General features: G+C 72.7%; 19 protein-coding genes and 1 tRNA gene. 11 read left to right on the top strand and 9 right to left on the bottom strand.

What is annotated here, in order from left to right; all coding sequences use genetic code 11:
- Positions 1–33: 33 nt before the first annotated feature.
- Positions 34–1,758: a diguanylate cyclase CdgB gene (gene cdgB / locus ACIGFK_RS32455; protein WP_376658588.1), complete on the bottom strand. Its 1,725-nt coding sequence runs from the start codon at positions 1,756–1,758 to the stop codon at positions 34–36.
- A gap of 321 nt (positions 1,759–2,079) precedes the next feature.
- Between cdgB and ACIGFK_RS32450 the strand changes: the two genes are divergently transcribed.
- Positions 2,080–2,649, top strand: coding sequence for a flavin reductase family protein (locus ACIGFK_RS32450; RefSeq protein ID WP_376658587.1), 570 nt, complete (start codon positions 2,080–2,082; stop codon positions 2,647–2,649).
- A gap of 87 nt (positions 2,650–2,736) precedes the next feature.
- Here the strand turns inward: ACIGFK_RS32450 and arfB are convergent, their stop codons facing one another.
- Positions 2,737–3,162: an alternative ribosome rescue aminoacyl-tRNA hydrolase ArfB gene (gene arfB / locus ACIGFK_RS32445; protein WP_376658586.1), complete on the bottom strand. Its 426-nt coding sequence runs from the start codon at positions 3,160–3,162 to the stop codon at positions 2,737–2,739.
- A 197-nt stretch (positions 3,163–3,359) separates the two neighbouring features.
- Between arfB and ACIGFK_RS32440 the strand changes: the two genes are divergently transcribed.
- Positions 3,360–3,935, top strand: a complete 576-nt coding sequence (locus ACIGFK_RS32440) for a TerD family protein (RefSeq protein ID WP_376658585.1) — start codon at positions 3,360–3,362, stop codon at positions 3,933–3,935.
- A gap of 96 nt (positions 3,936–4,031) precedes the next feature.
- A complete protein-coding gene (locus ACIGFK_RS32435) occupies positions 4,032–4,556 on the top strand; it encodes a GNAT family N-acetyltransferase (protein ID WP_376658584.1) in 525 nt (174 codons plus the stop codon).
- Between the two features lie 53 nt (positions 4,557–4,609).
- Here the strand turns inward: ACIGFK_RS32435 and ACIGFK_RS32430 are convergent, their stop codons facing one another.
- Both ACIGFK_RS32430 and ACIGFK_RS32425 read right to left on the bottom strand, forming a co-directional pair.
- Positions 4,610–6,022, bottom strand: coding sequence for a M1 family metallopeptidase (locus ACIGFK_RS32430; protein WP_376658583.1), 1,413 nt, complete (start codon positions 6,020–6,022; stop codon positions 4,610–4,612).
- A gap of 44 nt (positions 6,023–6,066) precedes the next feature.
- Positions 6,067–6,624, bottom strand: coding sequence for a heme-binding protein (locus tag ACIGFK_RS32425; RefSeq protein WP_376658582.1), 558 nt, complete (start codon positions 6,622–6,624; stop codon positions 6,067–6,069).
- Positions 6,625–7,214: 590 nt separating this feature from the next.
- On the opposite strand from ACIGFK_RS32425, the gene ACIGFK_RS32420 reads away from it, so the two are divergent.
- From ACIGFK_RS32420 to ACIGFK_RS32410, 3 genes are all read left to right on the top strand, one after another.
- Positions 7,215–8,426 carry a sensor histidine kinase gene (locus ACIGFK_RS32420; RefSeq protein ID WP_376658581.1) on the top strand — a complete coding sequence of 404 codons (1,212 nt, stop codon included), beginning with the start codon at positions 7,215–7,217 and terminating at the stop codon, positions 8,424–8,426.
- Positions 8,423–9,046: a response regulator gene (locus ACIGFK_RS32415; RefSeq protein WP_376658580.1), complete on the top strand. Its 624-nt coding sequence runs from the start codon at positions 8,423–8,425 to the stop codon at positions 9,044–9,046. Before ACIGFK_RS32420 ends, ACIGFK_RS32415 begins: the two co-directional genes overlap by 4 nt.
- Before the next feature lie 148 nt (positions 9,047–9,194).
- The gene (locus ACIGFK_RS32410) at positions 9,195–9,698 is read left to right on the top strand and encodes a hypothetical protein (protein ID WP_376658579.1); all 504 of its coding nucleotides are present in this window, start codon (positions 9,195–9,197) and stop codon (positions 9,696–9,698) included.
- Positions 9,699–10,101: 403 nt separating this feature from the next.
- Here the strand turns inward: ACIGFK_RS32410 and ACIGFK_RS32405 are convergent, their stop codons facing one another.
- Positions 10,102–10,776 carry a pentapeptide repeat-containing protein gene (locus ACIGFK_RS32405; protein WP_376658578.1) on the bottom strand — a complete coding sequence of 225 codons (675 nt, stop codon included), beginning with the start codon at positions 10,774–10,776 and terminating at the stop codon, positions 10,102–10,104.
- A gap of 95 nt (positions 10,777–10,871) precedes the next feature.
- On the opposite strand from ACIGFK_RS32405, the gene ACIGFK_RS32400 reads away from it, so the two are divergent.
- A complete protein-coding gene (locus tag ACIGFK_RS32400) occupies positions 10,872–11,864 on the top strand; it encodes a zinc-binding dehydrogenase (protein WP_376658595.1) in 993 nt (330 codons plus the stop codon).
- A 3-nt stretch (positions 11,865–11,867) separates the two neighbouring features.
- Here the strand turns inward: ACIGFK_RS32400 and ACIGFK_RS32395 are convergent, their stop codons facing one another.
- Both ACIGFK_RS32395 and ACIGFK_RS32390 read right to left on the bottom strand, forming a co-directional pair.
- The gene (locus ACIGFK_RS32395) at positions 11,868–12,338 is read right to left on the bottom strand and encodes a GNAT family N-acetyltransferase (RefSeq protein WP_376658577.1); all 471 of its coding nucleotides are present in this window, start codon (positions 12,336–12,338) and stop codon (positions 11,868–11,870) included.
- Positions 12,339–12,347: 9 nt separating this feature from the next.
- A complete protein-coding gene (locus tag ACIGFK_RS32390) occupies positions 12,348–13,172 on the bottom strand; it encodes an aminoglycoside phosphotransferase family protein (protein WP_400054644.1) in 825 nt (274 codons plus the stop codon).
- A 161-nt stretch (positions 13,173–13,333) separates the two neighbouring features.
- Between ACIGFK_RS32390 and ACIGFK_RS32385 the strand changes: the two genes are divergently transcribed.
- Positions 13,334–14,716: an NAD(P)/FAD-dependent oxidoreductase gene (locus ACIGFK_RS32385; protein ID WP_376658575.1), complete on the top strand. Its 1,383-nt coding sequence runs from the start codon at positions 13,334–13,336 to the stop codon at positions 14,714–14,716.
- Between the two features lie 88 nt (positions 14,717–14,804).
- Here ACIGFK_RS32385 and ACIGFK_RS32380 read toward each other — a convergent pair.
- Positions 14,805–14,878: transfer RNA gene (locus ACIGFK_RS32380), tRNA-Thr, on the bottom strand.
- Positions 14,879–15,277: 399 nt separating this feature from the next.
- On the opposite strand from ACIGFK_RS32380, the gene ACIGFK_RS32375 reads away from it, so the two are divergent.
- From ACIGFK_RS32375 to ACIGFK_RS32365, 3 genes are all read left to right on the top strand, one after another.
- The gene (locus tag ACIGFK_RS32375; RefSeq protein WP_376658574.1) at positions 15,278–16,366 is read left to right on the top strand and encodes an ABC transporter ATP-binding protein; all 1,089 of its coding nucleotides are present in this window, start codon (positions 15,278–15,280) and stop codon (positions 16,364–16,366) included.
- A 165-nt stretch (positions 16,367–16,531) separates the two neighbouring features.
- Positions 16,532–16,945 (top strand): hypothetical protein, encoded by a 414-nt coding sequence (locus ACIGFK_RS32370; protein ID WP_376658573.1) that lies wholly within the window; start codon positions 16,532–16,534, stop codon positions 16,943–16,945.
- A gap of 28 nt (positions 16,946–16,973) precedes the next feature.
- A complete protein-coding gene (locus ACIGFK_RS32365) occupies positions 16,974–17,732 on the top strand; it encodes an NDP-sugar synthase (protein WP_376658572.1) in 759 nt (252 codons plus the stop codon).
- A 141-nt stretch (positions 17,733–17,873) separates the two neighbouring features.
- On the opposite strand, the gene ACIGFK_RS32360 is transcribed toward ACIGFK_RS32365, so the two are convergent.
- Positions 17,874–19,403 (bottom strand): DoxX family membrane protein, encoded by a 1,530-nt coding sequence (locus ACIGFK_RS32360; protein WP_376658571.1) that lies wholly within the window; start codon positions 19,401–19,403, stop codon positions 17,874–17,876.
- Positions 19,404–19,407 lie beyond the last annotated feature (4 nt).

Raw genomic sequence — 19,407 nt, 5'->3', positions numbered from 1 at the left:
CCGAACAGGTGCGCCCACGGGTGCCGGATCGCCTCAGCCCGCCCTGCGGTGGGCCTTTGAGCGCGACCTCTTCTCGATGTACATGCGCTGGTCGGCCGAGCGCAGCACCTCGTCCGCGGACATGCCGCAGCTCGCCCAGCCGATGCCGAAACTCGCCCCGACACGCACCGCACGGCCGTCCACCCGGATCGGCGGGATGATCGCGTTGCGCAGCCGGACGGCGAGGTCGGCTGCGTCCGCCGCGCCCAGTCCGTCCGCGAGGACGACGAATTCGTCACCACCCAGCCGGGCGACGGTGTCACCGTCCCTGACGCCCGTCGTGAGCCTGCGGGCCACCTCGATCAGGACCGCGTCGCCCGTGTGGTGCCCGAACCGGTCGTTGATCGACTTGAAGCCGTCGAGGTCGCAGAAGAGCACCGCGAGCCCCTTGGTCCCGTCGTCGATGTCGGTCGCGGGCGCCACCGTGTGCACGTGGTGGTCGTACGGGCCGTCCGGCGCGGCCAGCGCCCCGGGGAACTCGAAGGGGTCGGCCCCGGAGAGGCCGTCGGCGGGGTCGGGGCGGAAATCGGGCCGGAAGTCGGGCTGAAAGCCGTGCTCACCGGCACCACCCGCCTCGACCCGCACCTCGCGCCCGTCGTAGGCGGCGTCCAGGGCCTCGATGGCACTCGCCCGTACGGACTGTGGCCTTCGGCACAGTCGCGCGCCGAGCCGGGCGCGCAGCTCGGCGCTGTTGGGCAGGCCGGTCAGCGAATCGTGGCTGGCGCGGTGCGCGAGCTGGAGCTCGTGCCGCTTGCGCTCCTCGATGTCCTCGACGTGGGTGAGCAGGAAACGCGGCCCGTCGGCGGCGTCGGCGACCACGGAATTGCGCAGCGAGACCCATACGTACGTGCCGTCGCGCCGCCCCAGCCGCAGTTCGGCGCGGCCGCCCTCGGCGGAGGTGCGCAGCAGGGTGCCGATGTCCTCGGGGTGGACCAGGTCGGAGAAGGAGTACCGGCGCAGCACGGACGCGGGCCTGCCGAGGAGGCGGCAGAGCGCGTCGTTGGTGCGCAGCAGCCGGCCGTGCTGGTCGCCGCCCATCTCGGCGATGGCCATGCCGCTGGGCGCGTACTCGAAGGCCTGGCGGAACGACTCTTCACTGGCCCTCAGCGCCTGCTGTTCACGCTCCAGCCGCACCAGCGCCCGCTGCATGTTCGCTCGGAGCCTCGCGTTGCTGATCGCGATCGCGGCCTGGAAGGCGTACATCTGGAGCGCCTCTCGGCCCCAGGCCCCGGGACGGCGTCCGTTGCGGGGCCGGTCCACCGAGATGACACCGAGGAGCTCCCCGCCGGACGCGTACATCGGCGCGTACAGCCGGTCCTCGGGGTGCCACTCGTCCTCGAAGCGCGGTTCGGGGCCGTCGGTGTGCCACTGGGGGACGTCGTCCTCCAGGAGGATCCAGCCCTCGGTGTGCGGGATGAAGCGCAGCCCGTCCCAGTCCTCGCCCATCATCAGGCGGCGCTCCCACGAGGAACGGGAGCCCACACGGCCGGTGATCAGGGCTTCTGCGGAGGGGTCGCCCGCGAAGGCGGCGACGACGAGATCACCGTCGGGGCGTACGAGGTTGACGCAGGCGAGTTCGTAGCCGAGGCCCACGACGATGCCGTCCACGACGGTCTGCAGAGTGTCCGCCAGGCTCCGGGCCGTATTGAGCTCGGCCACCACCCGGTGCAGCTGCCGCAGGGTCGCAAGACGGACGTACGGCTCCGACTCGGTCTCCATTGCTCGCTCTCCCCGAGACCTCGACAGCAACTCCAGGTTTGTCATCGGCGTTTCGTTGCGGTGTCCCGTCCACTGAATCACAGTGAGCTGTGCGGCAGGTACACAGGGTCAACAAATCTTGCTCTCTGTGACTCAAGTCACATGAGATGACCAATAGAGCGTGTGGGGAGACGGCGGGCCGCGGGCCGGCCGCAAGCGGGCCGGGAGCGCTCCCGGCCGTTCCCGGGAGCAAACATACGCCGCGGCCTAGGCCGGGAGACGGGGCCACGCCTCGGACCTGGGCCCGATGTGGGGAGAAGAACGCGAGATTAGCGTTCGACCGTGCCCAAGACGACCCCCGTACCCGCCCCTCCCCGCAGAAGCCCCCATCCTGAGGGGGTGAGCAACGACGAGTTCCGGGCCGCGATGTCCCGGCTGGCGGCGGGCGTATGCCTGATCACCGCACACGAGACCCCCCTGACCGCGGACGGCCCGCGCGGCGAGGACGTCGGCATGACGGCGACCGCCTTCATGTCCGTGTCCCTGGACCCGCCCCTGGTCCTGGTGAGCCTGCGCGAGGGCTCCCGGATGGACGACCTGCTGGCGGAGCAGCCGCTGTGGGCGGTGTCGGTCCTCGCCGAGAACCAGCTCCAAGTCGCGGGCCGGTTCGCGATGAAGGGCAGGATCAGCGACCGGCTGCTCTTCGCGGACGTGCCCTACGTACGGGGCGAGGCCTCCGGCGCCCCGCTGCTGACGGGGGCCCTGGCCACCCTGGAATGCCGTACGGAGAACCGCGTCGAGGCGGGCGACCACACCCTGGTCATCGGCCGCGTCCTCACGGCCGCCCTCCCGAAACCGGACTCCGCCCCCCTGACCTACTTCCGCGGCCGCTACCGCCACCTGTCGCAGTAGCCCGGGAATCCAGCCCCGCCGGCGTTCGAGGCGCGGGGTCCGGGGCGGAGGCCCGGCAACGGCGCCGCACCCGCCGGAGGCGAACGGCTACCAGTCCCGCCCGGTCCGCCCCCGCTTGGTCTCGGCCCGCGCCTTCTTCTCCCGCAGCCGCCGCTCGTTGATCCCGCGCGGAATCTTCGTCGCCCGGCGCGGCTTCGGCGGCGGCGCCGTCGCCTCGGCCAGCAGTGAGGCCAGCCGGACCAGCGCCATCTCCCGGTTGCGGAACTGGGAACGGTGCTCGGAGGCCCGTACGGTCACCACCCCGTCGACCAGCCGCGAGGCGAGCCGCTCCAGCGCCCGCTCCTTCCACACCTCGGGCAGCGACTTCGTCGCACCCAGGTCGAAGAGGAGCTCCACGCGCGAGTCGGAGGTGTTGACGTGCTGGCCGCCCGGCCCGGAGGAACGCGAGAACCGCCAGGCGAGCTCCCCCTCGGGGAGCGCGACGGAACCGCGGATGACATAGGGACCAGGCATGCCCCCTATGATCCGCGCCCGCCGCCGCCCCGTCACCCTCATTTACCGCCCGCGACCCGCCGCGACCGCGGCCGCGCACCGTCATCACGAATTCACGCGGGAACCTGCCTGCCCCCTCGTCGCGTTATAGGGGGCAGAGGTAATTTGGCCGCCTGTACGTGATGTGCGTGCATGTCGGATGAGGAAAGGGACATTCCATGGCTGTCAGCCTGTCCAAGGGCGGCAACGTCTCGCTCACCAAGGAGGCCCCGGGCCTCGCTGCCGTCACGGTCGGCCTGGGCTGGGACGTCCGCACGACCACCGGCGTGGACTTCGACCTCGACGCCTCCGCGATCGCGGTGAACCAGACCGGCAAGGTCGTCTCCGACGGCCACTTCGTCTTCTTCAACAACCGCTCCACCCCGGACCAGACCATCGTCCACACCGGTGACAACCGCACCGGCGAGGGCGCGGGCGACGACGAGGCCATCAACGTCAACCTCGCCGGCCTCCCGGCCGACGTCGACAAGATCGTCTTCCCGGTCTCCATCTACGACGCCGAGAGCCGCAGCCAGAACTTCGGCCAGGTCCGCAACGCGTACATCCGCGTCGTGAACCAGGCCGGCGGCGCCGAGATCGCCCGCTACGACCTCTCCGAGGACGCGGCCACCGAGACCGCCATGGTCTTCGGCGAGCTCTACCGCAACGGCGCCGAGTGGAAGTTCCGCGCGGTCGGCCAGGGTTACGCCTCCGGCCTCACCGGCATCGCGCAGGACTTCGGCGTCAACGTCTGACCCTGAGCTGCCGGGCGCCCGAGCCCACGGCGGACACACCGCCTGCGAAACCCCCTCCCGGCCGTCCGGGGAGGGGGTTTCGCTACCGTTCGGCAGGTGATCCTCCAACCGCTCGTCACCGTCGACGGCGCACTGCCCGGACCGGTCCTCACCGAGGTCGCCGCCCTCTACTCGACGAACCACGCCTTCTTCGAGCTCAGCGGTGACTTCCCCGATCCGCACCGCATCACGGTCGAACAGGTCGCGGCCGCCCTCGCCGGCGAACTCGCCCACGACGGCGCCGAGGTGCTCCTCGCCCGCTCCGCCGGCCGGCTCGTCGGACTCGCGGCCACCCTCGCCCACCACCCGGACCCGGCCTCCGGGGACCCGGACCCGTGGATCGGGCTGCTGCTCATCGACGCCACCGCGCACCGCGAGGGACACGGCCGCACCGTGGCCACCCTGGTCGAGGACCGCTTCCGCGCCGCGGGACGCGCGGGCGTGCGGATCGCCGTACTCGACGACAACGCCAAGGGCTTCGCGTTCTGGGAGTCCCAGGGCTACACCGTCCTGCGCCGGGCCAAGGACCGCGAACTGGGCCGCGACTGCACGGTGATGCGCAAACCGCTCGACACGCCGTAGCCCGATGACCGGGGCCGGTGACCTGGTGCCCCGGTGACCGGCGGAGCCGGGGGTCAGTGGGGCCGGTCCTTCCCGTACAGCCAGACGTCCCAGACCTTCTTCAGGTCGTGGCCCGTCCGCTTCTCGGCGTACGCGGTGAACTCGGACGTGCTCGCGTTCCCGTGCCGGTGGTCGGCGACCCAGCCCCGCACCAGGTCGAAGAACTTCGCGTCCCCGACCTCCTGCCGGATCCGGTGCAGGACCATCGCGCCCCGGTAGTACACCGGGTACCCCGAGATGTCCTGGGGCGTGGGCGGGGCGGCGGGCGGGAAGGCGTCCCACTCCGAGTCGGCCTCGGCGGCCACGTCGGTGTCGCCGTCCAGGAAGGCCCGGAAGTACTCCTCGGCGGTGTGGCCGCCGTGGTCCTCGGCCCACAGCCACTCGGCGTAGGTCGCGAAGCCCTCGTTGAGCCACATGTCCTTCCAGGACTTCGGCGACACCGAGTTCCCGAACCACTGGTGGGCCAGCTCGTGCACCACGAGGTCCTCCTCCACGGGCGCACCGGAGAAGACGGGTTTGGTCTGGGTCTCCAGCGCGTAGGTCAGAGTCCCCTTCGGCAGCACGATCGCCCCCGCCGTGGTGAAGGGGTACGGCCCGAACCGGCCACTGCCCCACTCCACCATGTCCGGCAGACGGGAGAGGGGGACCTCGCTCGCGGCCGCCTCCCCCGGCGCCACCGCGTCGTAGACGGGAACACCCGACTGGGTCTTCCCCGTCGTGACCTTGTACGGACCCACGACCGCGGTCGCCAGATAGCTCGACATCGGCTCCGGGCTGTGCCACGCGAACTCGGTCCGTCCGTCACCGGTGTCGGTGCGGGAACGCAACTCCCCGTTCGACACGGCCTCGTAGCCGTGCGGGACGGAGATCGTGATGTCGTAGGTGGCCTTGTCGCTCGGGTGGTGGTTGCCGGGGAACCAGGCCATCGACCCGACCGGCTCTCCGACGCCGACGGCACCGCCCTCGGTGGTGATCCACCCCTCCTTGGCGCCGCCCGGATCCACGATCGTCTTCGGCTTGCCGCCGTAGTCGACCTCGACCCGGAAGGCCTCGCCCTTCTTCAGGTCCTCGGCGGGCCGGACCGTCAGCTCGTTGCCCGCGCGGTTGTGGCGGGCCCGCTCGCCCTGCACGGTCACGCTCTCGACCTCCAGACCGCTGAGGTCGAGGTTGAAGGCGCTGAGTCCCTGCTCCGCGCGGGCCGTGATGACGGCCGTGCCCTCCAGCCGGCCGTCGGCGGGGTCGTAGTCCAGGTCCAGCGCGTAGTGGTCGACCTGGTAGCCGCCGTTGCCGGCCTTGGGGAAGTACGGGTCCCGCAGCCCGGACGCACCCGGCCGCCCCTGCACCGTGCCACCCGTACACCCCGCGGTGAGGGCGATCAGGGCTGCGACGGCAGGGGCGGCGAGGCGGGTGAGCGCACGGTGTTCCACACGCCCGATCCTAAGCGTCCGACCGACTTGTCCTACTTATCGGCCTACTTCGAGAGGGCGTCGACGCCGGCCTTGGCGAACTTCTCGTCCAGGTCGCCGCTCGGGGCGCCGGCCACGCCGATGCCGGCGACCGGGGCGCCGCTCGCCTGCACCGGGACGCCGCCGCCGAGGAAGAGGGTGCCGGGGATGTCCTTCAGGTTCGGGGCCTGGGCGAGACGGCCCGCGAGCACCGAGGTCGGGGCGTTCCAGGACACGGCCGTGAAGGCCTTGCGCTCGGCCGACTCGTAGGACTGCGGGCCGGCGCCGTCGCCGCGGAGGGTGACGATGGTGTTGCCGTTGCGGTCCACCACCGCGACGGTGACCTTCTGGTTCTCGGCCTGCGCGGCCTTCAGCGACGCCTGGGCGGCGCGGGTGGCGGCGTCGATGGTGAGGTGCGTGGTGGTGGTGAAGTTCTTGTCGTCGCCCTCGTCCTTCTTCTTCGCGGCGGCGGCCGGGGCGGACTCCGGGGCGGGGGTGGCACTGGCGCTGACGGCACCGAAGGTCCCGGCGCCCAGGGCGATGGCGAGGGCGGTACCGGTGAGAACGCGGGTGCGGGTGTTCATCTCTACTCCTGAGTACGGTGACACGGTGACGGCATCGGGGCGGTCGGCGAGCGGGCCTGCGGTGCTGGGCGGCCCGGCTCCTTCCCTGCTCCAAGCCTGGGCCCGAACCCCCCTCCACCCCGTCCCCGTACCGGCTCCCACCGCCCACCGCACCGGCTGACCCGAGGGTCAACCGATCGGCTGATGCGCACCCGCTCCCCGGCGGTATTGGCTGGCCACGCCGGGGCAGAGTCCGGCCTCACCGTCTACGCCCCCCGTCGGCAACCCAGCCCCGCCAGGGGAAACCCACCCTCCACCGTCGGCAACCCAGCCCCGCCAGGGGAAACCCACCCCCCGCCGGAGGCAAACCCCACCCCGCCAGGGAAACCCAGCCCCTCCGGCGTTTGAGGAGCGGGGTCCGGGGCGGAGCCCCGATCCCTGAGCCGCACCCGCCGACCGACACCGGCCCGACCCAGCCCCTCCCGCGACAGACCCAGCCCCGCCGGCGCTTGAGGCGCGGGCGCCGGGGGCAGCGCCCCGGCAGCGCCCCGGCAGCGGAACCGCACCCGGCAAACCCACCCCGCACCCCGCCGACAGGCAAACGGCAGACAATGGACCCAGGCCCCCGACCCAGGAGCACCCCCGTGACCCCCGCCCGCAACCCGGACACCCGAACCCTGGCCACGGTCGCGCACACCGCCTTCTTCCTGCTCCTCGGCGCCTCCCTGGCCCGCTTCCTCCTCCGCCACCCCGGCGACCCCCGCACCCCGGCGATCATCGCCCTCAGCATCACCCTGGCCCTGCTCTACGTACTCGGCCCCGCCCTCGGCAGCCGGGACGCCGCCCCCACCCCCCGCCGCCTCGTCTGGCTCGGGCTCGTCGTCGCCACCTGGGTGGTCCTGGTCGTCCTCGCGCCGAGCTTCGCCTGGTGCGCCGTACCCCTCTTCTTCACCGCGCTCCGGACCCTCCCCCCACGCGCCGCGATCATCCTCGTCGCGCTCCTCACCGCCCTCGTCGTCATCGCGCAGCTCAAGCTCGCCAAGGCCTTCGACCCCAACCTCCTCCTGGCCCCGCCCGCCGTCGCCGCCCTCGCCACCGCCGTCTTCGTCCACATGGAACGCCAGACGCAGGCCCAGCGCCGGCTCATCGACGACCTGATCCGCACCCGCCGGGAACTGGCCGCCACCGAACGCCGCGAAGGCACCCTCGCCGAGCGCCAGCGCCTCTCCATGGAGATCCACGACACCCTCGCGCAGAACCTCTCCAGCCAGCAGATGCTGCTCCAGGCCGCCGACCGCACCTGGGACACCGACCCGGCCACCGCCCGCGCGCACGTCCGTACCGCCACCGGGATCGCCGCCCACGGCCTCGCCGAGGCCCGCCGGCTCGTCCACGACCTGGCCCCGTCCGAGCTCGCCGACGGCGCCGGCCTCGCCGATGCCCTGCGCTCCCTCGACGCCGGCCCGGACATCGAGGTCCGCTTCCACCTCGAAGGCACCCCGGCCCCGCTCCCCGACCGCGTCCAGTCCGCCCTGCTGCGCATAGCCCAAGGGGCCCTCGCCAACGTCCGGGAGCACTCCGGCGCCCGTACGGCCGCACTCACCCTGAGCTTCCTCGGCGACCAGGTCGTCCTGGACATCGCCGACGACGGCCACGGCTTCGCCGAAACCGAGCCACCGGCCGCCACCACCCCGCAACGCGGCCACGGCCTCCCCGCCATGCGGGCCCGCGTCCGCCAGCTGGGCGGCACCCTCACCATCGAATCCACGCCGGGCGAAGGCACCGTCCTCTCCGCGGCCGTCCCCCTGGAGCCCACCGGATGACAACGATCCTCCTCTGCGACGACCACGTCGTCGTCCGCGCCGGCCTCCTCGCCCTCCTGGGCAGCGAACCGGACATCGAAGTCCTCGGCGAAGCGGGCAGCGGCGAGGAAGCCGTCGCGCTGGCCGCCAAGCTCCGGCCCGACGTGGTCCTCATGGACCTCCAGCTCGGCGAGGGCATCGACGGCGTCGAAGCCACCCGCCGCATCACCGCCGGCCCCAACCCGCCACACGTCCTGGTCCTCACCACGTACGACACCGACGCGGACATCACCCGCGCCATCGGCGCCGGCGCGACCGGCTACCTCCTCAAGGCGGAACGCCCGGAGGAGCTCTTCGCCGCCATCCACTCCGCCGCCCAGGGCCGCACCACCCTCTCCGCGCCGGTCGCCAGCCGCGTGATGGCCCACATGCGCGGCAGCCGCCCCACCCTCACCGACCGCGAGCTGGACATCCTGGGCCAGCTCGCCCGCGGCCTGGGCAACCGCGAGATCGCCCGGGCGCTGTTCATCAGCGAAGCCACGGTCAAGACGCACCTGGGCCGCATCTACGACAAGCTCGGCGTCGACACCCGCGCGGGGGCGGTCTCGGTGGCCAAGGAGCAACGCCTCCTCCCCTCTTGAACGCACCCCTCGCCCTGGACGGCGCCGGGGCGCCTCACAGGCTTCGGGCCGCTGCGCCGAACTCCGTCCGGCGACCGGGGACCCAGCCGGTGGAGGACCTCGCCGGTCAGGGTGAGCACCGCACCGGACCCGTGACACCATCGGGTACGTGCTCGACATCGGCTATTCCCTCTCCCGGCGCTTCCCGGACCCCCCGCAGACCGACTACCGCTCGGCGGACGTCCACACCCTGCGCCACGACCTGTTCTGCGGGGACGTCTACCTCGCGGACACCGTCAAGGACCGGGAGGTGTCCACAGCCTGGGGATGGGTCCCCGTACTGGACTTCGCGTGGGCCCTCTGCGACATCGTCGAGGCCCTCGACCAGGACCCGCGCGGCAGCCGCTCCGCGCACCGCCAGTACGCCGAGCTCGACTTCACCGAGTCCACGGACCGCATGCTCTTCGAGCGCCGCTTCGGCTGGGTCGACATCGAGGCGGACTGGATGCCGCCTGAGGAAGACCCCCTCACCTTCAGCCACCGCCTGCTGCGCCGCGAGGCCCGCGACTTCCTCCACGATCTGATCGCGGACCTCGTCGACATGCACGAGGGCCTCGCCGACAACCCGGCCATCTGGACCCTCCAGGCCAGATTCCCCCGCGTCCCTGCATGACCGAGGCCGAACCCGCCGCTGCCGCGCGGCCGCCGCGGCCCGCGCCCGGGGTTGCGCAGCCGGGGTACGGGGCGGAGCCCCGGGTCTTTCAGCCCCGCCGGCGTTTGAGGAGGGGGGCACCTCCCAGCGGTAGCTGGGGGAGGGTCCGGGCAGAGCCCGGTTTCGGGAAGGGGCGGGGTGGGGGAAAGGCCCCGCGCAGCGGCCCGCACGCAGCCGGCCGCCGGGGCCGGGCGCGCGGCGGGGCACCTCCTCGGCCGTCGAACGTTTCCACGGGGTCGGCCGAAGTACGGCGTGGTTGCGTTCGACGCCCTGCGGGGGCACCCCACCCCACACCCGACCCCGGCGGCGCGGCGTCGGGGGCTACGGCCAGCACCGGCACCGGCCCCGGCAGGGGAACTGCCCCCTACGGAACCACCCGCACCCCCAGCTGCGCAGCCAACGCCGGCGCCAGGTCGAAAAGCTGCGCCGGGCTGATCACCGCCCCGGCCAGCGCGTCCACCCCCCGCGCAATGCCCAGCTCCGCCGCCTCCCGCAGGTCGACGTCGGTCATCCGCGCCCCGCTGAAATCCGCCCCCCGCACCACGCAGTCGCGGAACTCGACCCGTTCCAGCACCGCGCCCCCGAAGTCCGGCTCCACGAGCACGCATCCCTCGAAGACCACGTCCCGCAGCTCCGCCTGCCGCAGGTTCAGGTAATCGATCTTGCCCCCGCGTACGACCACCGCCTGCAGGATGCTCCCGTGCATCTGTACGCCACCCAGCCGGGCGTCGACCAGCTCCACGTCCCGCAACGACGCCCCCGCCAGGTCCGTCCCCACACCCCGGACCTGCTCCAGCAGCGTGTCCACGAACCGGGCCTTGCGCAGCCCCGCCCCGTCCAGCGCGCAGCGCCGCACCGCACAGTCCATGAACCGGGCCCCCACCCCTTCCTGTCCTGCCAGGTCGAGGTCCGTGAACTCCAGCCCGTCGTAATCCCCGTCCGGCTCCAGCTCGCCGCCCTCCCAGGCCGCCAGCTGCGGCAACCGCACCTCCGCCCGCCGCGCCGCCTTGACCGTCCGTTTCTGTCCACTTTGCGCCATGCCCTCCATCCTGGCTCACGGCACTGACAGCCGGCAGCCGCCCTTGACCTCAACCCCACTTGAGGTCAGAGGCTGACCCCATGCCGCCCACCACCATGCACGCCATCCGCCTCCACGCCTTCGGCCCCGCCGAGAACCTCTCCTACGAGCCCACCGAAACCCCGCTCCCGGCCCCCGGCCAGGTCCGCATCGCCGTGGCCGCGGCCGGCGTGCACCTCCTCGACACCGCCCTCCGCGAGGGCGACCAGGGCCCCGCCCCCTCCCTCCCCGAGCTCCCCACGATCCCCGGCCGGGAGGTCGCCGGCACCGTCGACGCCCTCGGCCCCGGCACCGACACCGCCTGGCTCGGCCGGAGCGTCGTCACCCACCTCGGCTTCGCCCCCGGCGGCTACGCCGAGTACGCCGTCGCCGACGCCGACCGCCTCCACCCGGTACCGCCCGGCCTCGACCCCGCCGCGGCCGTCGCCATGATCGGCACCGGCCGCACCACCCTCGGGATCCTCCAGTTCGCCGACCTCGGCCCGGGCTCCACCGCCCTCGTCACGGCCGCCGCCGGAGGCATCGGCACCCTGCTCGTCCAGTACGCGAAGAACGCGGGCGCGACCGTCGTCGCCCTCGCCGGCGGCCCCGCCAAAACCGCCCTCGCCGCCGCGAACGGCGCCGACCTCGCCCTCGACTACACCGCCCCCGACTGGCCCGAGGCGGTCCGCGCGGCACACCCCGCCGGCGCCACCGTGCTCTTCGACTCCGTCGGCGGCGAAACCGCCCGCACCGCCCTCGGCCTGCTCGCCCCGGGCGCCCGGCACCTCGTCTTCGGCCGGTCCGGCGGCCCGATCCCGCTCACCGACGCCGACCGCGCCGACCTCACCGCCCGCGGCATCACCACCCCGGGCGTCCTCGGCCCCGCCATGCTCCAGCGCGTCGGCGCCCCCGACCCCCTGCGCGTACTGGAGACCCGCGCCCTCGCCGAAGCCGCCGCCGGCCGCCTGCGCCCGGCCCTCACCCGCTACCCGCTCGCCGAGGCCGCCGCCGCCCACCGGGCCCTGGAGACCCGCGCCACCACCGGCAAGGTCGTCCTGGAGCCCTGACCGCTACGCACCCAGCTCCGCCAGGGCCCCGTCCGTCAGCCGGTACACCGACCACTCGTCCTGCGGCCGCGCGCCCAGGCCCTCGTAGAAGGCGATGGTCGGGGCGTTCCACTTCAGCACCGACCACTCCAGCCGCTCGTACCCGCGCTCCACGCAGATCCGCGCCAACTCCCGCAGCAGCGCCTTCCCGTGGCCGCCCCCGCGCACGCCCGGGCGGACGTACAGGTCCTCCAGGTAGATGCCGTGGACCCCGCGCCACGTCGAGAAGTTCAGGAACCACATCGAGAAGCCGACGGCCTCCCCGTCCTCCGCCTCCGCGATGTGCGCGAACACCGCAGGCCGCTCCCCGAACAGCGCCTCCCGCAGCTGCTCCTCGGTGGCCCGCGCCTCGTGCGGCACCTTCTCGTACTCCGCGAGCTCGCGGATCATCGCGTGGATGACGGGCACATCAGTGATCACAGCGCTACGAATCATCCCCGCACCCTAGACCGGCCGCCCCAGGAGCACCTCGGCCACCGCCAACTGCCGCTCCTCCAGCCGCTCCTCGCCGTCCTCCACGTCCCACAGGCAGTTCTGCAGCACCCGCCCCAGCGTCCACGCGCGCGCCCGCTCCCGGTCCGCCGCCACCGCCTCCGCGAGCGACTCGAACCGCCAGCGCACCTCCTCCACGCGGAACCCGTTGACGATCGCCGGCAGCAGCTCGAACCCGGGATCCCCCGACAACGGCTTCGGATCGATCGCCAGCCAGGGCTCCCGCCCGCCCGCCAGCACGTTTTCGTAGTGCAGGTCCCAGTGCAGCAACCGGTCCCCCGGCTCCCCCGCGACCTCCGCCAGCGCCGCCGCGCAGTCCCGCAGCAGCCGCCGCTCGCCGTCATCCGCCAGCCGCGCGAGCGCCGACGGTACGGATTCCAGCATCCCGGCGGCGATCTCCCCGAGCCCCCGCAGGCCGGCGGGTGCGGCCACCGCCGTCAGCCGCGCCAGCAGTCCTCCGACCACCGTCACCGCCGCCCGCGCGTCCTGCCGTGCCAGCGCCGACAGGTGCCGCCGCTCGTCCAGCCGCTCCAGCAGCATCGTGCCGGTGTCCGCGTCGTGCTCCAGCAGCCGTACGCAGCCGTCGCCGCCCCACGCGCGCAGCGCGACCGGCTCCCCGGCCGTCTCCTCGTCCGGGACCAGCACCTTCAGCACGGCCGCACTCCCGTCGGCCCGCTCCACCGGCAGCACCAGGGCCGTCATCCCGCGCATCCCGGGGCCCGTGCGCCGCAGTTGCCACCGGTCCAGGAACCGCTCCGCGAGCACCGTCTCGATCACGCTCCGACGCTACAAGAACCACCCCGGAGCATGCCGGAATCCCCGTCGCCCTACGTCCCCCGCCACCCCTCCCACATCGGCCAACCGGCCACCCCTGACCCCCCGAGGCACGACAACCCGTCCCTGGACACCCGCTCGAAACGAGGTGTACCAACTCCCCCATGACGATCAACGGCGGCATTTCCTTCTGGTACGCGACCGACCACACCCTCCCCGCCACCCCACCCCGGCCGCCCCTGACCGCCAACGCGACCGCCGACGTCGTCATCGTCGGCGGCGGCTACACCGGCCTGTGGACCGCCTACTACCTCAAGTCCTCCGCCCCCGACCTGCGCGTCACCGTCCTTGAGCAGAAGTTCTGCGGCTACGGCGCCTCCGGCCGCAACGGCGGCTGGCTCTACAACGGCATCGCCGGCCGCGACCGCTACGCCGCCCTCCACGGCCGTCCGGCCGCGCAGCGCCTCCAGCAGGCCATGAACGACACCGTCACCGAGGTCATCGACGTCACCGCCAAGGAGGGCATCGACGCGGACATCCACCGCGGCGGCGTCCTCGAAGTGGCCCGCACCCCCGCCCAGCTCGGCCGCCTCAAGGCCTTCCACGCCGCCGAACTCTCCTTCGGCGAGACCGACCGCGAGCTCTACGACGCCACGGAGACCCACAGCCGGATCAACATCGCCGACGCCGTCGGCTCCAGCTGGACCCCGCACGGCGCCCGCATCCACCCCCTCAAGCTGGTCAAGGGCCTGGCCGCGGCCTGCGAACGCCTCGGCGTCGTCATCCACGAGTCGACACCCGTCACGGCGATCGAATCCCGCAGGGCCGTCACCCCCTACGGCACGGTCCGCGCCCCGTACGTCCTGCGCTGCACGGAGGGCTTCACCGCGTCCCTCAAGGGCCAGAAGCGCTCCTGGCTCCCGATGAACTCCTCGATGATCGTCACCGCCCCCCTCCCGGACTCGGTGTGGTCCCAGCTCAACTGGGCCGACAGCCCCCTCCTCGGCGACATGGCGCACGCCTACATGTACGCCCAGCGCACCGCCGACGACCGCATCGCGATCGGCGGCCGCGGCGTCCCGTACCGCTTCGGCTCCCGCACCGACAACGACGGCCGCACCCAGCCGGCCACCATCGAGTCCCTGACCACCCTCCTGACCACGTTCTTCCCGCAGCTCACCGGCACGGAGATCACCCACGCCTGGTCGGGCGTCCTCGGCGTCCCCCGCGACTGGTGCGCCACGGTCACCCTGGACTCCACCACCGGCCTCGGCTGGGCGGGCGGCTACGTGGGCTCGGGCGTGGCCACCGCCAACCTGGCGGCCCGCACCCTCCGCGACCTGGTCCTCGGCGAATCCACCGCCCTCACGACCCTCCCCTGGGTCAACCACCGCGTCCGCCGCTGGGAACCGGAGCCCTTCCGCTGGCTCGGCGTGCAGGCCCTGTACGCCGCCTACCGCGAGGCGGACCGCCACGAAACGGCCACCCACCGCCCGACGACAACCCCCCTGGCCCGCCTGGCCGACCGCATCTCGGGGCGCCACTGACAAGACGACGGAAGGCCCCGGGTGATCACCCGGGGCCTTCCGCTTCTGTACGAATTCCCTTGGCCTTCAATCCTCTGACCTGGGACGGAGCCCCCTGTCGGATTCGAACCGACGACCTACGCTTTACAAGAGCGTTGCTCTGGCCAGCTGAGCTAAGGAGGCACGACACCCACCCGCAAATCCGCTGCGCGTGGAATCGTCATCACTCTACACAGCGCTCGATTCCCCGAGCCATCACATTGATCCCGTACCCGTGACCACCCACGCACACGTTCGCCGAACGTACCGATGCGCCGTTCCGAAGATCAGATCGCGGGAGGGGAGAGGGGCGCGGTTCAGTTCGTGGACGTCACGGGGCCGCGGGGTGCCGGTCGTGCCCGCCATCCAAGCATCCGCGTCCGTCCGACGGATCGCACAGAGTTCGAAGTCACGGCCCTGCGGGTGCTGACAGGAGGTGGCTCGCCGGGTAGCGTCGGGCGGAGTCCGTTCACTGGACTAGACCCATCTTCCTTCCACTCGGATCGTCCGGCACGTTCCTGCCGGTAGAAGGGATTCATCACCATGGCTTCTGTCACTTTCGACAAGGCGACCCGGCTGTACCCCGGCGGCGAAAAGCCCGCCGTCGACCAGCTGGAGCTGGAGATCGCGGACGGCGAGTTCCTCGTCCTCGTCGGCCCCTCCGGCTGCGGCAAGTCCACCTCGCTGCGCATGCTCGCCGGTCTGGAGGACGTCAACGGCGGTGCCATCCGCATCGGTGACCGCGACGTCACGCACCTGCCGCCCAAGGACCGGGACATCGCGATGGTGTTCCAGAACTACGCGCTCTACCCCCACATGTCCGTCGCCGACAACATGGGCTTCGCGCTCAAGATCGCCGGTGAGGACAAGGCCACCATCCGCCGCAAGGTGGAGGACGCCGCGAAGATGCTCGACCTGACCCAGTACCTCGACCGGAAGCCGAAGGCGCTCTCCGGCGGTCAGCGTCAGCGCGTCGCCATGGGCCGCGCCATCGTGCGCAAGCCGCAGGTGTTCCTCATGGACGAGCCGCTGTCGAACCTCGACGCGAAGCTGCGCGTCTCCACGCGCACGCAGATCGCCGCGCTCCAGCGCGACCTCGGCATCACCACCGTCTACGTGACGCACGACCAGGTCGAGGCCATGACCATGGGCGACCGGGTGGCCGTGCTGAAGGACGGCCTGCTGCAGCAGGTCGACACCCCGCGCAACATGTACGACCGTCCCGCGAACCTCTTCGTCGCCGGCTTCATCGGCTCCCCCGCCATGAACCTGGTCGAGGTCCCGATCACCGACGGCGGCGTGAAGTTCGGCGACAGCGTCGTCCCGGTGTCGCGCGAGGCGCTGTCCGCCGCGGCCGACGCGGGCGACCGCACCGTCACGGTCGGCGTGCGCCCGGAGCACTTCGACATCGGCAGCGAGGGCGGCCTCAGCATCGTCGTGAACGTCGTCGAGGAACTCGGCGCCGACGGCTACGTCTACGGCTCCGCCGAGTCCGCCGCGGGCTCGCAGGACATCGTGGTCCGCGTGAACGGCCGCCAGGTGCCGGAGAAGGGCTCGACGCTGCACGTGGTGCCGCGGTCCGGCGAGATCCACGTGTTCTCGACCTCTTCCGGCGAGCGGCTCTCCGACTGACCTGCCGGCAAGGCGAGTACGGAGGGGCGCCCCGTCAAGGGGCGCCCCTTTTCGTGGCATTCGGCCCCGGCGCGTCAACCCATAAATCGAAAAACCACGTCGAACCATCCCCCGACCGGGTGACTAAATGTCGCCAAATCCTCACCGAGCGCTACTCTCGCCCTCGTGACCCACACTGCCCGCCGAATCGGCCGTTCCCTCGCCCTGGTCCTGCCCGTCGTCCTGGTCCTGTCCGGGACCCTCGCGGTCACGATGGTCCCCTGGGCGGACAACTCCTCCTCCCAGATCCTGACCGCCTCCGCCGAGGGCGTCTCCGCCCCCGCGAAGCCGCGTGCCGCGCACGAGGTGCTGCGCGACGACCTCGTCGGCCAGTTGCAGCGGGGCAAGGCGCCGGGTGACGTACTCACCGACCTCCAGCAGGAGGTGAACCGGCGGCCGTCGCTCGCCGAGCACTGCGTGGGGATCGCGCGGGCGCTGGGGCGGGCCGCGGTCGAGGCGTACGGCCCCACCAAGGCGCAGTCCTTCGCACGGCCCGTGTGCGACACCTCGTACGCGACCGGCGTCGCCTCCATGGGCTGAGGCAGACCGCCTCCCTACGCTGGACTTCATGACCGAGACCCCCCGATCCGCCTCCCCCGCAGCCGCGTTGCCCGCCGCCCCCACCCAGGCAGTCGTCCTGGCGGGCGGCCAGGGTTCGCGGCTGCGGCCGTATACGGACGACCGGCCGAAGCCGATGGTCGAGATCCCGGGCACGGGGGTGCCGATCATCGGCCATCAGCTGGCCTGGCTGGCCTCGGAGGGGGTCACCGATGCCGTGGTGTCCTGCGGGCACCTCGCCGAGGTGCTCCAGGAGTGGCTGGCCGGGGCCCGGTTGCCGTTGCGGGTGACGACGGTGGTGGAGGAGGAGCCGCTGGGCCGGGGCGGCGGGCTCAAGTACGCGGCGCGGCACCTGCCGCACCCGGAGCGCGCCTGGTACGCGACGAACGGGGACATCTGGACCAGGTTCTCGCTGCGCGAGATGGCGGCCTTCCACGAAGAGCGGGGCGCGACGGCGACGTTGGCGCTCGCCCGGCCGCGCATTCCGTGGGGGGTGGTGGAGACGAACGAGTTCGGGCAGGTGCTGGACTTCATCGAGGCGCCGCTGTCGCCGTATCCGGTCAATGCGGGGGTGTACGTCTTCGGGCCCGAATTCGTTTCGCTGCTGCCGGACTTGGGTGACCACGAGCGGACGACGTTCCCGCGCCTGGCGCGCGAGCGGCGGCTGGCCGGCTTCCCGCTGCCGCAGGGGGCCTACTGGCGGGCGATCGACACGGCGAAGGACCTGACCGAGGCCGCACGGGAGTTGGCGTCGCAGACGGCCCCCTGAGGGCCGCGGGAGCCCGTCCGTCTCCGGTACGCACGAAGCGGGGGCCAGGCGCGTACGGAACGGGAAGCCCGCCGCGCACGAAGCGGGGCCCGGCGCATCCCGTGCGCCGGGCCCACTTCGTTTCGTGCGCGACCGCAGGCGTCAGCCGATGAGCCCGCCGATCAGGCCGGGCTGCTTGCTCGCCGCCCCCGCGCCGCTCGCGCTGCTCCCGGAGCTGGTCGGGGTCTTCGGGGAGGCGGACTGGCGGGGGGTGCTGCGCGGGGTCGACCTGCCGGTCGTGCCCTTCGTCGCGGTGGGCGACTGGGAGCCCGTGCCCGTGGTCTCCCGGGCGGGGCCGCCCGTGGCGCTCGCCCCGGGCTTCGCCGAGGGCCCGGTGGCGGTGGCGGAGGGCTGCGGCTTGCCGGCCTTCGGCTGCTGCGAGGGCTGCTGGCGGGCCGGGGCCTGCGGCAGCGGCTGGCCGGGGAGGTAGTTGGTCGGGGCCTGGCCGGGGCCCGGCACGGTGACCACGGTGGTGGAGCGGACGGCGCCGCCGAGGAGGGAGCCGACGAGCAGGGTGAGCCCGCAGACGACGGTGGCCATGACGGCGCCGCGCCGCAGGACGCGCCGGCGCAGCTGCCAGATCTCGGAGCGGGGTCCGAGGGTGCGCCATGCCTCCCCGGCGAGGCGTCCGTCGAGGGAGTAGACGGGGGCGCCCGCGATGATCAGCGGGCTCCAGGCGGCGAGGTAGATGATGTCGGGCGCGTCGTAGGCGGGGACGGTCCGCCAGCTCACCGTCATCAGGAGCGCGGCGGAGAGCAGTGCTCCGATGCAGGCGGCGAAGCGCTGCCAGAGGCCGAAGACGGTCAGGACGCCGACGATGACCTGGAGGAAGGCCACGGTGAGCCCGGCGCCGACGGGGTGGGCGAGGGCGAAGTCGCGCAGCGGTTCGGCGAGGGCCCACGGGTGCAGGGTGTGCAGCCAGGTGACCATGGAGCCGCGTTCGCCGCCGTCGAAGTAGACGGGGTCGCACAGCTTGCCCATGCCGGCGTAGATGGAGATGAAGCCGAGGAAGCAGCGCAGCGGGAGCAGGACGACGCCGAGGTTCATCCGGCGGCCGGGGTAGTACGAGGCCTGGCCGCGGGAGTCCGGGGCGGTGCGGCGGGGGTCCGTCCCCTGGTCGGTGCCCCCTCCGCCCGGGTGCGCGGGCTCGTACGGCAGGTCCCGTACGGCGGCCATGGTGCGCGTCTCGTCCGGGTCGCCGTAGCTGCGCTGGCCGACGACGGTCGGCGTGGCGAGGGTGTCGTCGGCGAGGTCCTGGGCGAGGTCGATGCGCGGGATGACCTGAGTGGCTCCGCCGTCGTACTCGCCGCCGTACTCGTCGCGGCCGCGCCCGGCCTCGCGTACGGCCTGGAGGAGGCCGCCCATGGCGGCGGAGTCGCCGGGGGCCGACCTGCCGCTCCAGACGACGGGGGCCCGGCGGCGGGTGGCCCCGGCGGCGGCGACCACGGCACCGCCGAGGACGGGTGCGCGGCCGGGGGCGTTCGCGGGCTTGGGACGCGCGCTCGTGCTCGGTGCGAGCCGCACGCGGAAGCTGGCGTGGTTGACGATGACCTGTGCGGGGTCGCACGGCACCTTGACCATGCTCAGCGACGGCTGGTCGTCGAACCCTGACGTTCTGGTGTCCACACTCATCTAA

It is taken from the genome of Streptomyces sp. NPDC085524, assembly GCF_044541755.1.
Classification (GTDB): domain Bacteria; phylum Actinomycetota; class Actinomycetes; order Streptomycetales; family Streptomycetaceae; genus Streptomyces.
Note: the sequence above shows the minus strand (reverse complement) of the source record. Positions and strands in the feature narration are given on the sequence as shown.